This window comes from Antribacter sp. NEAU-D49 (assembly GCF_057158775.1).
In genome coordinates, this window is sequence record NZ_JBXTSN010000036.1 from 1 (window position 1) to 12,413 (window position 12,413).

The 12,413-nt window shown below is 73.1% G+C and carries 11 protein-coding genes; 6 read left to right on the top strand and 5 right to left on the bottom strand.

Annotation, left to right across the window (positions count from 1 at the left end; translation table 11 throughout):
• Positions 1 to 11: 11 nt before the first annotated feature.
• Positions 12 to 2,027, bottom strand: a complete 2,016-nt coding sequence (locus AC060K_RS20790; RefSeq protein ID WP_483767214.1) for a glycoside hydrolase family 15 protein — start codon at positions 2,025 to 2,027, stop codon at positions 12 to 14.
• A gap of 158 nt (positions 2,028 to 2,185) precedes the next feature.
• Here AC060K_RS20790 and AC060K_RS20795 point away from each other — a divergent pair, with 158 nt between their 5' ends.
• Together AC060K_RS20795 and AC060K_RS20800 are read left to right on the top strand one after the other, a co-directional pair.
• Complete coding sequence (locus AC060K_RS20795; RefSeq protein ID WP_483767215.1) at positions 2,186 to 2,608, top strand: YciI family protein; 423 nt, start codon at positions 2,186 to 2,188, stop codon at positions 2,606 to 2,608.
• Entirely contained in the window at positions 2,605 to 3,885 is a 1,281-nt protein-coding gene (locus tag AC060K_RS20800) for an RNA polymerase sigma factor (RefSeq protein WP_483767216.1), read from the top strand. Before AC060K_RS20795 ends, AC060K_RS20800 begins: the two co-directional genes overlap by 4 nt.
• A 98-nt stretch (positions 3,886 to 3,983) precedes the next feature.
• Here AC060K_RS20800 and AC060K_RS20805 read toward each other — a convergent pair whose 3' ends face one another.
• Positions 3,984 to 4,988 (bottom strand): DMT family transporter, encoded by a 1,005-nt coding sequence (locus AC060K_RS20805; RefSeq protein WP_483767217.1) that lies wholly within the window; start codon positions 4,986 to 4,988, stop codon positions 3,984 to 3,986.
• Between the two features lie 81 nt (positions 4,989 to 5,069).
• Between AC060K_RS20805 and AC060K_RS20810 the strand changes: the two genes are divergently transcribed.
• Positions 5,070 to 6,011 (top strand): LysR family transcriptional regulator, encoded by a 942-nt coding sequence (locus AC060K_RS20810; RefSeq protein ID WP_483767218.1) that lies wholly within the window; start codon positions 5,070 to 5,072, stop codon positions 6,009 to 6,011.
• A 52-nt stretch (positions 6,012 to 6,063) separates the two neighbouring features.
• A complete protein-coding gene (locus AC060K_RS20815) occupies positions 6,064 to 6,465 on the top strand; it encodes an FKBP-type peptidyl-prolyl cis-trans isomerase (RefSeq protein WP_483767219.1) in 402 nt (133 codons plus the stop codon).
• A 73-nt stretch (positions 6,466 to 6,538) separates the two neighbouring features.
• Here AC060K_RS20815 and AC060K_RS20820 read toward each other — a convergent pair whose 3' ends face one another.
• The 3 genes from AC060K_RS20820 to AC060K_RS20830 all read right to left on the bottom strand — a co-directional run bounded on the left by AC060K_RS20820 (position 6,539) and on the right by AC060K_RS20830 (position 10,482).
• Complete coding sequence (locus tag AC060K_RS20820; protein WP_483767220.1) at positions 6,539 to 8,437, bottom strand: adenylyl cyclase; 1,899 nt, start codon at positions 8,435 to 8,437, stop codon at positions 6,539 to 6,541.
• 130 nt (positions 8,438 to 8,567) lie between these two features.
• Entirely contained in the window at positions 8,568 to 9,905 is a 1,338-nt protein-coding gene (locus AC060K_RS20825; RefSeq protein ID WP_483767221.1) for a class I SAM-dependent methyltransferase, read from the bottom strand.
• Between the two features lie 145 nt (positions 9,906 to 10,050).
• Positions 10,051 to 10,482 carry a DUF5997 family protein gene (locus AC060K_RS20830; protein WP_483767222.1) on the bottom strand — a complete coding sequence of 144 codons (432 nt, stop codon included), beginning with the start codon at positions 10,480 to 10,482 and terminating at the stop codon, positions 10,051 to 10,053.
• A gap of 124 nt (positions 10,483 to 10,606) precedes the next feature.
• On the opposite strand from AC060K_RS20830, the gene AC060K_RS20835 reads away from it, so the two are divergent.
• Positions 10,607 to 11,488: a LysR substrate-binding domain-containing protein gene (locus AC060K_RS20835; protein WP_483767223.1), complete on the top strand. Its 882-nt coding sequence runs from the start codon at positions 10,607 to 10,609 to the stop codon at positions 11,486 to 11,488.
• Between the two features lie 131 nt (positions 11,489 to 11,619).
• Positions 11,620 to 12,354 (top strand): LPXTG cell wall anchor domain-containing protein, encoded by a 735-nt coding sequence (locus tag AC060K_RS20840; RefSeq protein WP_483767224.1) that lies wholly within the window; start codon positions 11,620 to 11,622, stop codon positions 12,352 to 12,354.
• Positions 12,355 to 12,413: the final 59 nt, after the last annotated feature.

The following is a 12,413-nucleotide window of genomic DNA, read 5'->3' on the forward strand; positions in this document are numbered from 1 at the left end:
CGAGGGGAGGGTCAGGTGGTCTCCGGCGGTCCGAAGTAGTGGTCCACGGTGCCCTGCTCCGCCCGGATCACGTGCATCACGGCGTTGATCAACGCGAGGTGGGTGAACGCCTGCGGGAAGTTGCCCAGGTGCCGGCCCGTGCGCGGGTCGATCTCCTCCGCGTAGAGGTTGAGCGGGCTCGCGAACGACAGCAGCCGCTCGCACAGCACCCGTGCCCGCTCCAGCTCGCCGATCTCCACGAGGGCCGACACGAGCCAGAAGGAGCAGATGGTGAACGTGCCCTCCTCGCCCGAGAGCCCGTCGTCGGTCTCCTCCACGCGGTAGCGGAGCACCAGGCCGTCGTCGGTCAGCTCGTCGGCGATCGCCAGGACGGTGGCGCGCACGCGCGGGTCGTCGGACGGGAGGAACCGCAGCAGCGGGACCAGCAGGAGCGACGCGTCGAGCGCGGGCTCGCCGTAGCGCTGGGTGAAGACCCCGCGGTCGTCCACGCCCTTCTTGCAGATGTCCCGGTGGATCTCGTCGGCGAGCTTCTGCCACTGCTCCGCGTAGTCGGGCTCGTCGTACATGCGGGCGAGGCGCGCGCCACGGTCCATCGCCACCCAGCACATGAGCTTCGACGACGTGAAGTGCTGCGGCTCCCCGCGCACCTCCCAGATGCCGCGGTCCGGCTTGTGCCAGTGCTTCGCAGCCTCCTCGACCTGCCGCTTGAGGATGGGCCACAGCGACTCGGGAAGCTGCTCGCGCGAACGCGTGTGCAGGTAGACCGAGTCGAGGACCGCGCCCCACACGTCGTGCTGGCGCTGCTTGTACGCCGCGTTGCCGACGCGCACGGGCTGGGCGCCCTCGTAGCCGCTCAGGTGCGGCAGCTCGAACTCCTCGAGCGTCTCCTCACCGCCCACGCCGTACATGATCTGCAGGTCCTTGTTGTCCCGGCACACGTCGTGGATGAACGAGAAGAAGTCGTTGGCCTCCCGGTCGAGGCCCAGGGTGTACAGGCCCCAGAGCGCGAACGTCGAGTCGCGGATCCACGCGTACCGGTAGTCCCAGTTGCGCTCGCCGCCCGGCGTCTCGGGGAGCGACGTGGTGGCGGCAGCGAGGAGGGCCCCCGTGGGCGAGTACGTGAGGCCCTTGAGCGTCAGCGCCGAGCGCTGCAGGTACGCCCGCCACGGGTGGTCGGGGAACTTGCCCTGGGTGATCCAGTCGCGCCAGAACTGCTCGGTGCGCCACATGGCCTCCAGCGCCTCGGCCCACGACGCGGGGGCAGGCTGCGAGCCCCACGACATCGCGACGAAGTGCGTGTCGCCCTCCGTCATCCGGGTCCGCGCCTGCGCGCTCCGGCCCTCGATCCCGAACCGCAGGCTCGACTCCAGCCGCAGGTCCGGGTTGAGGCCGCCGCAGCGCGCCACCACCTCGGAGTAGCCCTCGCCGTCGTACTCCCAGTACGCCTCGGCACGCGCGTAGTCGGGCATCGGGGAGCACTTCACCTCGAGGTCCACCGTGCCGCTCACGCACTTCACCGTCCGCAGCAGGATGTGCTCCGCGTCGTCGTCCGTGGGCGTGCGGCGGTGGGTGCCCGAGCGGGTCTCGACGTCGTGCCACGGACCCATCACCATGGCGTCGCGGACCACGAGCCAGCCGGTCGGGGTCTGCCACGTGGTCTCGAGGATCAGGGTGCCGGGGACGTAGCGACGTGCCACCGGGACGCGCACGCCGTACGGCCCCACGCGGAACGAGCCCGCTCCCCGGTCGAGGATGCTGCTGAACACGGACGGCGAGTCCGGACGGGGAACGCACATCCACTCGACCGCGCCGCTGGGTGCGATGAGCGCGTTGGTCTCGCAGTCGGAGAGGAAGCCGTAGTCAGCGATGGAGGGGAACGCGCTGCGCCCGTCGTGCGCCCGAGGGGATGCGCCGTCGCTGGACGTGTGGCCCTTGGGCGGAGCGTGCCGTCCGGGCTGTGGTGGAAGGGGCGTTGCCACGGGAGCGGCGCCGCTGCCGTCCACCGATTGGATCGATTCGGGCGTCATGAGACAAGGGTTCCGCACGCCCGGCACCTTGGGCAACACGCGGATGGTGCAGACCTGACAGATTGGATGTGAGGTGTGTGTCGATCTCGGCGTGCGCCGTTCGACCTAGGGGTGAGAGGGTCCCGGCAGAGGGGCCCCACGACGAAGGAGAAGGACAGATGTCGAAGTACATGCTCATCATGCGCGGCAGCGAAGAGGGCTACGAGAAGTTCGAGGAGATGGACTTCACGGAGATCATCGCCGCGATGGGCCGCTACAACGAGGAGATGGTCAACGCGGGCGTGCTCGTCGCCGGCGAGGGTCTGTCGGACGCGTCCGAGGGCGCCGTCGTCGACTTCTCCTCGGAGACGCCGGTCGTCACAGACGGGCCCTACGGTGAGGTCAAGGAGCTGTTCAACGGCTTCTGGATCCTCGACGTCGCCTCGAAGGAGGAGGCCGTCGAGTGGGCCAAGAAGGCGCCGCTGGCCGGCCCCGGCAACAAGATCGAGATCCGCCGCGTCAACGGGGTCGAGGACTTCCCCCAGGACAACGAGTGGATCCAGAAGGAGACGCAGTGGCGCAAGGAGCTCGGGACCGAGTGACCACCGCCGCCGACGCCGGGCGGCGCACCGTCGAAGCCGTGTGGCGGATCGAGTCCGCACGGATCGTCGGTGCGCTCGCCCGGTACACCCACGACTTCGCCCTCGCGGAGGACGTGGCCCAGGAGGCGCTAGCGGAGGCGCTCGTCTCCTGGCCGCGCGACGGCGTGCCCCGCAACCCGGCCGGCTGGCTGCTCGCCACCGGCCGGCGCCGGGCGATCGACGCCTTCCGGCGCCACTCCGCCCTCGACGAGCGCTACGCGGCCTTCGCCCGAGACCTCGACGAGGGAGAGGCGACCTCGGGTGCCCAGGGCGGGGCGCCGGCGTCGGCCCGGGAGATCCCCGACCCGGAGCGGATCGACGACGACGTGCTGGCCCTCATGTTCGTGGCCTGCCACCCGGTGCTGTCGCGGGAGGCGCGCGTCGCGCTGACGCTGCGGGTCGTGGGCGGGCTCACGACCGAGGAGCTCGCCCGCGCGTTCCTCGTGCCCGTGCCGACAATGCAGGCCCGGATCACGCGCGCCAAGAAGACGCTCGCCGCCGCACGGGTGCCGTTCGAGGTGCCCGAGCCCGGTGACCGGGCCGAGCGGCTCGGCTCCGTGCTGACGGTCCTGTACGTGATCTTCACGGAGGGGTCGACGGCCACGGCCGGGGACTCCTGGATGCGGGCCGACCTGGCGCGCGAGGCGATCCGCCTGGCCCGCGTCCTGATGCGGCTCGCGCCCGAGCCGGAGGTCTACGGCCTGCTCGCCCTGCTGGAGCTCACAGCCGCCCGCTTCCCGGCCCGCACGGGGCCCGACGGCGCGCCCGTGCTCCTCGCCGACCAGGACCGGCGACGCTGGGACCGGGGCCCGATCCGGCGTGGCCGTGCCGCCCTGGCCCGCGCCGTGGCACAGGGTCGCGGGCTCGGCGCGTACGGGCTGCAGGCCGCGATCGCGGAGTGCCACGCGGTGGCGCCGTCGGTGGACGAGACCGACTGGGAACGGATCGTGGTGCTCTACGAGGCGCTCGGCAGGCTGGCACCGTCGCCGGTCGTGGAGCTGAACCGGGCCGTCGCGGTGTCGATGGCGCACGGGCCCGCGGCGGGGCTGGCCGCTGTCGAGGGCATCGCGGGCGGGGCGCTCGACGGGTCGTACCTGCTGCCGAGCGTGCGCGGTGAGCTGCTCGCCCGGCTGGGGCGCACCGCGGAGGCGCGGGGAGAGCTGCTGCGGGCCGCGGAGCTGTGCGGCAACGGCGCGGAGCGGGCCGTGCTGGAGGGCAAGGCGGCGCGGCTGGTGTGAGGCGCCGCCCCCTCCGCGTGATCGGCATCTTGGTGCGTGTTCGGCAGTTCGAACTGCCGAACACGCACCGAACTACCGATTGCGCGGGACGGGTGCGCTCACGGGGCCGGGGCCGGGGACGCCGCTGCGGCAGCCGCTGGCACTCCCGCCGCCGGTGCTGGCCGGCGCAGCGTCGCCACCAGCACACCGCCGAGGCAGAGGACCCCGCCGAGCAGCGCCACCGGCGCCGGCACCTCGCCGAGCAGCGCCCACGACAGCAGCACGGTCAGCGGCGGCACGAGGTAGGTCGTGGCGGCGAGGCGGCCCGCCGTCGTGCGGGAGAGTGCGTAACCCCAGGTCACGAACGCGACGGCGGTGGGGAACACCCCGAGGTAGACCACCCCGAGCGTGGCGGGCAGCGGCGCGGCGGCGGCCTCGGCCACCAGGTCCGCCGCGAACGGCAGGCTTGCCACGGTGCCCGCGACGCAGCCGAGCCACGTCATCGTGAGGTTGTCGACGTGGGGGATGAGCCGCTTCTGGAGAGTCGCGCCGACGGCGTACAGCCCCGCGGCGGCGAGCCCCAGCGCCACGGCCAGGCCGTCGGCCGCACCGTTCGAGGTGGCGACGGCGATGGTCGCCACCCCGGCGAACGCGATCCCGATCCCGAGCACGAGGCGGCGCGGGAAGCCCTCGCCGAGCGTCAGCCCGGCGATCACGGCGATGAGGATCGGCGCGAGCCCCACCAGCAGCGACGCGGTCCCGGCGTCGAGCGTGCGCTCGGCGGCGTTGAGGGCCAGGTTGTACAGCCCGAACCAGAGCACACCCCACACCAGGACGCCGGCGAGCACCTTGCCGCGCGGAAGGCGGGGCCGCCCCGGCACCGCGCGGAGCCGCCCCACCGCGACCATGACCGTGAGGGCGACGCTCCCCGTCAGTACGCGGCCGAGCGTCAGGGCGCCGGGGGAGTAGTCGTGCCCCGCGGCCCGGATGCCGATGAACGCCGACGCCCACAGCACCACGGTCACCATGGCGGCGGCAGGCAGCAGGAGGCGGTGGGGGTTCACGGAAGCAGCCTGCCCCGGGGTGCCGGGAGGTGTCTGGCGGTTTTCGGTCGGCGTGCTCATGGTGCGATCCTCGCCCGCGCGACTCTTCAGCACAAGCGACGATTCCTTCACTTCCGTTCAGTGTCGCTGTATGGTGAGCGCATGCTCGACGTCCACCGCCTCCGCGTCTTCCGGTCCGTCGTCGCGTCGGGCTCCGTCCAGGCCGCCGCCGCCAACCTGGGCTACACGCCCTCCGCCGTGAGCCAGCACGTCACGGCGCTCCAGCGGGAGACCGGCCTCACGCTCATCGCCAAGGCGGGCCGCGGGATCCGGCCCACGGCGGCCGGGCGCGCGCTCGCCGCCGAGGCCGACGAGGTGCTCGCGCGGCTGGGTGAGGCTGAGGTGCTCGTGGCAGACCTGCGCGCAGGACGCACGGGGAGCCTCTCCATCGCGTACTTCGCGTCGGCCGGCGCGGCCTGGCTGCCCGAGGTGGTGCGTGCCATCACCACCCGGTACCCGGGCGTGCGCCTCGACCTCGAGCTGCGGGAGCACATCCCGGACACCGTCGAGGAGCGGGCCGACCTCCAGATCGTCGTGGCCGACGACGGCTTCGACCCCGGCGTCGGCTTCACCGCCCACCACCTCCTCGACGACCCGTACGTCGCGGTGCTGCCCCCGGGCCACCGGTTCGCGGGGCTGCGCGAGATCGAGCTGGCCGAGCTGGCCACCGACCACTGGATCGACAACGACTACCAGCGTGGCTGGTGCCGCCGGAACCTGCTCGAGGCCTGCCGCGCGGCGGGGTTCGCGCCGCCCTTCCACGTCGAGGCCCACGACTACGCCACGGCGATCGCGTTCGTGGACGCCGGTATCGGGCTCACGATCCTGCCCGCGCTGGGCGCCGTGCGGCTGCCCGCGGGCACCGTGGCGGTCCCGGTCGTGCGGCCCACCCCGGTGCGGTCGGTCTTCGCCGTGGTGCAGGACGCGGTCGCGGAGGTCCCGTCCGTGCGGGCCGCTCTGGACGCGCTCCGCGTCGTGGCGGCGAACCGTACCGAGCGCGCCCTCCCGGCAACCGAGCGGGGCGAGGCCACGTACGCTGGGTGAGTTCCGGCGTCGGGCACCGTACCGACGCCTCCCCGATCGAGAGGTGACCCTCGTGACCACCCTTCCTTCCGCCTCCGGCACGTTCGGCGACAAGCCCGTGCTGACCTTCCCCGAGGGCGGCGCCCCCGCCGGCCTGCAGGTGCAGGTGCTCGAGGAGGGCAACGGCCCGGTCGTCGAGGCCGGGCGCACCATCGTGGTGAACTACCTGGGCCAGACCTGGGACGGCCAGGTGTTCGACAACTCCTACGACCGGGGCGACACGATCGACTTCCCGATCGGCGTCGGCGCCGTCATCGGCGGCTGGGACAAGGGGCTCGTGGGCCAGAACGTGGGCTCCCGCGTGCTCCTGTCGATCCCGGCCGAGCACGGCTACGGCTCGCGTGGCGTGCCCCAGGCGGGCATCCCCGGCGGCGCCACCCTCGTCTTCGTCGTGGACATCGTCGGCGTGAGCTGACCTTCTGCCCGACGACGAACGGCCCGCGTGGTCACCTTCCGGTGACCGCGCGGGCCGTTCGCCGTCGGACCCCTTACGGGGCCGGGTAGGCCACCACCTGCGGCGACGCGAACGAGCCGACGGCGGGCGCGCCCGTGTCGTTGATCACGTGCTCGATGCCGCCCGAGCCGTTGAGGAACACGCTCGTCATGGACCGGAGCGTCACGCCGGGGGCGTAGGGCACCTGGATGCCCGACTCGACCCGCACGTCGACGTTCTGGTTGAAGAACGCGTACACGCCGAGGCCGACGGCCTCGTGCTGCCGCACGTGGTCCGCCACCCGGTACGAGGCGTACCCGAGCCGGTCGCCGTCCATCCAGGCGGCCTGCGACGGCGGGTCGTACGGCAGCTCGCTCTGGTAGAAGACCGTGCGGCCACGCTCGCCGTTCCAGATGGTCTGGTTCTCCTGGTAGTGCTCCACGAAGAGGCCGGTCGCGGTGACGTCGTCGCCGTTCACGACGACGCCGTGGGCACCCGTGTTGAGGTCCCAGGCCACGCCCTCGCCGTGGTCGGCGCGCCAGGCCCAGATGTGGTCCAGCAGCACGTGGTCGCTGTTGACCTCGATCGACGTGACAGCCTTGCCGGCCCACGGGCCGCCGATGCGGATGAACACGTCGGTGAGGGTGACAGGGTTCGCCGGGTCCGCCTTGCGGGCGTTCTCCGGGCCCACCTGGACCAGCACCTCGGACTCGGGGACGTTGGCGTCCACGGTGATGCCCGCGACGACGACCCCGGGCACGTCGGCCACGGTGAGGGCCGCGTTGCCGTCGGTCGGGGTGAGCGAGGCGTACCCGAGGCCGAGCACGACGGTGTCGGCGCGCTTGACCTTGAGCGCCCGGTCGAGCTCGTACACCCCGGGCGTGAGGACCACGTGCTTGCCGCGGGCGAGCTGGGAGTTGATGGACTTCGCGGTGTCGCGGTCGGCGCGGGCCACGTAGAAGTCCTCGATGGGGATCGAGCGGCCGGCGTCGGCCCCGGTGGACCAGTCCACGCCCCGGGTCTCGGTCCGGGCGTGGGGGACGAAGACCTCGAGGCCGCCGTCGTCGGCCCGGTACAGGAACGGGGCCTCGCGGGTCACCGGCGTGGTGTCCAGCGTGGTCTTGTTGCCGACGCCACCGCCCGGCAGCGGGCCGAAGTCCGTGGCCGGTGCGCCCTCGACGCCCGAGAACACCATGTTCCAGACGCCGCCGTCCCACGTGCCCACCTCGCTGTTGCGGGTGTACCACTGCTGCTGGGAGCCCGTGACGAGGCGGCCGGTCACGCGTGAGTTGGCCAGGTAGCCGCCCGACGCGTACTCGCCGAACCGGCCGAACACCGTCAGGTCACCCCGGACCTCCACCCGGCGCATCGGAGCCGCCTGGGAGACGGCCCAGCGGAGCTGGTGCGGGTCGGCCACCTGGGACGGGAACGGCAGGGCCGCGTCGTCCGGGAGCGGGCGCTGGATGGGGTTGATGGCCAGGTTCGACATGGAGCGCCAGAACCGGGTGAGCGAGCCCGGGTCCTGGCACGCCCACGGGGTCTGCGGGCAGCGGACGACGGGCTCCACGTGGAGCGCGCCGTTGATCAGCACGTCGCCCGGCTGGGCGCCCAGGCCGGAGATGGACTCGTAGTAGCCCACGTGGGCGTTGACGATGCCCTCCGCGGTGGCGGGGTCGTCCTGGCCTGCCGCGCTGCCGTAGACGCCCGGCTCGAAGAACACCTGGTGCCGGTCGAGGCTGAACTCGGCCTCATCGTTCAGGGTGTCGAGGAAGGCGTTGATCTTGTCGACCGACCACGTCTCGTCGATGAACGTGACGTTGGGTCCGAAGTCGGGGTCGTCGGAGTGGTGGTGCATGGCTCCTGCTGTCGCTGTGCCCGGAACGGCCGCGACCGCGCCGCTCGCGAGGAGCGACACGGCGACGGCGCCGCGCAGGGTGGAGCGGAGTGTCCTCATCGACAGTCCTCGGTCTCGGGGCAGCGAGGGATGGGCCGCGCTGCCGGGTTGTCGCCGCCCCCAGGGGAGCGGTGGGAGACGCACCCGGGACCGGGTGCGAGACCGAGCGTAGCGACTTCTTACCGGTCTGTCAGCAAACGCTCTCACGGCGGGAGCGGGTGACCGTGAAGCGCGGATCCTGGGCGATGTGGTCCGTGGGCCCCACCAGCCGTGAGAGCGCTCCGCGGTAGCGCAGCGGGGTGTTGAACACCGTCCACAGCTCGCCGCCCGGACGCAGCACGCGACCTGCCGTCGCGAACATGCGGTGCGCCGCGTCGGTGCTCAGCGCGGCACGGTCGTGGAAGGGCGGGTTGCAGAGGACCAGGTCGGCGCTCGCGTCCGGGAGGGTGGCTCCGGCGTCGTCGCGCAGCACGGTGACGCGGTGGCCCACTCCGTTGCGCGCGGCCGTGGCGGCAGCCGACGCGGTCGCGGCGGCCGACCGGTCCGTCGCCACGACGTGCGCCGCCGGGTAGCGCAGGGCCAGGACGGTCGCGAGGATCCCGGTGCCGCAGCCCAGGTCGACGGCGGTCGGGGCGTCGGGGCGGCCCGGGTTGCCCGGGTCGCCCGGGTCTGCCGGGCTGTCGGTGAGCCGGGCGCCTTGGGCGAGCCGCGCCGCCGTCGGCCACCGGTGCGCCTGCGCGAGGAGGAAGCGGGTGCCGAGGTCGAGCGTGGCGCCGGCGAAGGCGGCCCCGTGGGCGACGACGACGAGGCCGTCTCCCCGGGGGCCGTCGTCGGCCGGCGAGGCCGCCGCGAGGACCTCCGGGTCGCTGAGCCGGGCCTCGACCGGGTAGGTGAGGTGGGCGTCGCGCCGGTCGGGCCGGGTGCTGCGGGCGAGGAGCACCCGCGACTTCTGGCGGGCCAGCGTGGCGGTGACGTCGGTGAGCTCCGCGGCCAGCACGTCGTTCATGGCGCGCGTCATGTGCTTGACCCGGCCACCGGCGAAGAGCACCACGTCGGGATGCGCCCACCGCGCCACGTGCTCAGCCACCTCCGTCAGCTCGGCGAGCGAGGTCGGGAGCTGGAGCAGCACCACGCGGGCGCCGTCGAGCAGGTCGCGGCCCAGGGGGTGATGCGTGTACGCGGCAGGTGCGCGCCAGACTGCTTCCAGGGTCGTCTCGGGGCCCGTATACGTGCCTGGAAGCAGTCTGGCGCGCACCCGGGCCGTGTTGGCGGCCAGCGCCGCCTCGGCTGTGACCACGTCCTGGTGCACCCGCACCCCCGTGGCGCCCAGGGCGAGGCTGCCGAGGGTCAGCGCCCCGAAGCGGTCGCCCAGCACCACGACCGACCCCGGCGGCGCCGACTCGACCGCACCGCGCGCCTCGTCCAGGAGGAGGCGGTCCGTGGCGTCGACGGCGACGGGGCCGTCAGCGCGCGAGCCGTCCTCGGGGTGCGGGACGAGCCACGACAGCACCTCGTCGACGTGCGGCATGCGGTACCTCGGGCTCGGACGAGCTGACTGTCTCGGCGGGGGTGCGGCGCCGAGGGAGTGAGGTCGTCGGACGGACGCACTGTCTCGGCGGGGGGTCCAGGGGGGCGGGGGTGGGCGGGCGTCGGGGGAGGGGCCCGAGCGACCGTCAGCCCGCCGGCGGCGTCGGCGACTGGCGCGCCGCCGCGCGGTCTGCCTTCTCCTGCTCCTTCGCCTTCTCGGCGGCGATCCGCTCCTCCTCCTCGCGCACCTTGGCGAAGATCTGGCGCTCGCGCACCAGCCAGGTGGGCGGGTCGGCGCGCAACTCGTCGATCTGCTCCGTCGTCAGAGGCTCGGTGATGCCGCCGCGCGCAAGGCCGGCGATGGAGACGCCGAGCCGCCCGGCCACGACGGGGCGCGGGTGGGGGCCGTTGCGGCGCAGGTCGGCGAGCCACTCCGGCGGGTTCTTCTCGAGCTCTTCGAGCTCGGCGCGCGTGAACGTGCCCTCCTGGAACTCCTGGGGCGTCGCCGGGAGGTAGACCCCGAGCCGCTTGGCCGCGTTGGACGGCTTGAACTGCTGGGAGGCGAAGGGGGAGCTCATGGTCCCAGGGTATCCGGCACCGGCCGGACCGCTCGGGTCGGGCGGCCGTGACCTCCACCTCCCTGCTGCCCGCACTCCCCGGCCGGGTGCCCACGGGCCGAGGCTCGGCACGTAGCCTGACCGTATGCAGCCCTCCGACGCCCCGGTGCCCGACGACGAGGCCCCTGGCGACGAGCCCGCCTCCGCCGCGGACGACCCCCGCCCCCGGTTCCGCCTCGCCTTCGTCCCCGGCGCCACGCCTGGCAAGTGGGCGTCGGTGTGGCGCGACCGGCTGCCCGACGTGCGGCTCGACCTGGTGGGCGTCGAGGCCGCGGACGTCCCGGCGGCACTGACCGACGGCCGGGCCGACGCGGCGATCGGCCGGCTCCCCGTCGACGCCGACCTGTTCTCGGCGATCCCCCTCTACGAGGAGGTCTCGGTGGTCTGCGTCTCCCGCGACCACGTGATCGCCGCCCTCGAGCCGGACGAGGCGGTCGTCCTCGACGACCTTGCCGACGAGACGGTGTGGCTCCCGCTCGACGACGTCCTCTTCGCCGACAGTCCCGTCCCGGGCGTGGCCCCGACCTCGCCGGATCCTGCCGTGCCGGTCGAGCGCCCCGCCACCACCGTGGACGCGCTCGCCGTCGTGGCCGCGAACGTCGGGGTCGCGATCCTTCCCCAGTCGGTGGCGCGCCTCCACCATCGCAAGGACGTGGTGTTCCGCCGCCTGGAGGGCGGCCCCGCCGCGCCGGTCGGCCTGGTCTGGCCCAAGGACCGCACCACGGACCTGGTCGAGGAGATGATCGGCATCGTGCGGGGCCGCACGGTCAACAGCTCGCGCGGCCGCGGCAGGGTGCCCGACGACGCCTCGGCCGCCTCCGCCCAGCGTCCCGCCAAGGGCGCGGCGCAGGCACGCTCGACGGGCGGCAAGAGCGGAGCCCGGGTGACCGGACGCGGGACGACCGCCCGGGGCGCGCGACCGGCGTCGGGCAAGAAGGGTGAAAACAAAGGGAAAGGGCGTAAATAGAGATGATATGGGAGTTGTATCCTAGTAGGTCCTAAATAGCGGAAATTGGAGTTTCCCGCGCACGCCGCTAGCATCCCCGTGGCCGCCTCATCTTTGCGTGTGGCCTGGCACCAGGGTTGAAGGAGCGCACAGTGCGCAAGCTGACTGTTCTGGGGGCAGCGACGCTGCTCCTCACCGGGCTCGTGGCCGGACCGGCGATGGCTGAGGTCGAGTCCACGCCCACGCCGAGCCCGTCGTGGATGTCCGAGCAGGTCTGCCCGGACTACAACGGGACCGAGTTCGGTGGCACGGCCAAGGAGGACACCGACGGGGAGCCGGACGAGGTCTCCGTGACGGCACCCGACGGCAAGCTCATCTCGGGCTACTGCGTCAAGGCCGGTAGCGCCTCGAGCGGTGGTGGCGCCGTGTACATCGAGGTCGTTCCGCCGACGAAGACGGTCACGATCACGTACCCGTGGGGGGACAACGGCCAGGGCAAGGCCATCAGCCACTACTCGGTCGTCTACGTGAACGCGCCGACGCCGTCGGCGTCCCCCTCCACCTCCGTGTCGCCCAGCGTGACGCCGACCCCGTCGCCCTCGGGCTCGACGAGCACCTCGCCGTCCCCGTCGCCGAGCGCCTCCACGCCGGGCACCACGTCATCCGAGAGCCCGTCCGGGACCGCGACCCCGAGCGCCAAGGGCTCGCAGTCGCCGAGCGCCTCGCCCAGCACCACGGTGGCCGGCGCGGTCGCCGGTCAGGGTGGTCCGCTGGCGCAGACCGGTCCCGCCGGTGCGATCACGCTGACGGTGCTCGCCCTCGCCCTCGTGGGTGGCGGCGCGGCGCTGATGGTGTACCGCAAGCGACAGGCCGCGGCCGCCAAGTAGCCCTCTGACTGTGGGTACACGAATGGTCGCCTCCCCAACCGGGGAGGCGACCATTCGTG

Coding starts and splice junctions, on each gene's coding strand:
- AC060K_RS20810 (WP_483767218.1), top strand. CDS start 5,070: ATGCTCGACGTCCACCGCCTCCGCGTCTTCCGGTCCGTCGTCGCGTCG.
- AC060K_RS20825 (WP_483767221.1), bottom strand. CDS start 9,905: ATGCCGCACGTCGACGAGGTGCTGTCGTGGCTCGTCCCGCACCCCGAG.
- AC060K_RS20835 (WP_483767223.1), top strand. CDS start 10,607: ATGCAGCCCTCCGACGCCCCGGTGCCCGACGACGAGGCCCCTGGCGAC.
- AC060K_RS20795 (WP_483767215.1), top strand. CDS start 2,186: ATGTCGAAGTACATGCTCATCATGCGCGGCAGCGAAGAGGGCTACGAG.
- AC060K_RS20805 (WP_483767217.1), bottom strand. CDS start 4,988: ATGAGCACGCCGACCGAAAACCGCCAGACACCTCCCGGCACCCCGGGG.
- AC060K_RS20790 (WP_483767214.1), bottom strand. CDS start 2,027: ATGACGCCCGAATCGATCCAATCGGTGGACGGCAGCGGCGCCGCTCCC.
- AC060K_RS20820 (WP_483767220.1), bottom strand. CDS start 8,437: ATGAGGACACTCCGCTCCACCCTGCGCGGCGCCGTCGCCGTGTCGCTC.
- AC060K_RS20830 (WP_483767222.1), bottom strand. CDS start 10,482: ATGAGCTCCCCCTTCGCCTCCCAGCAGTTCAAGCCGTCCAACGCGGCC.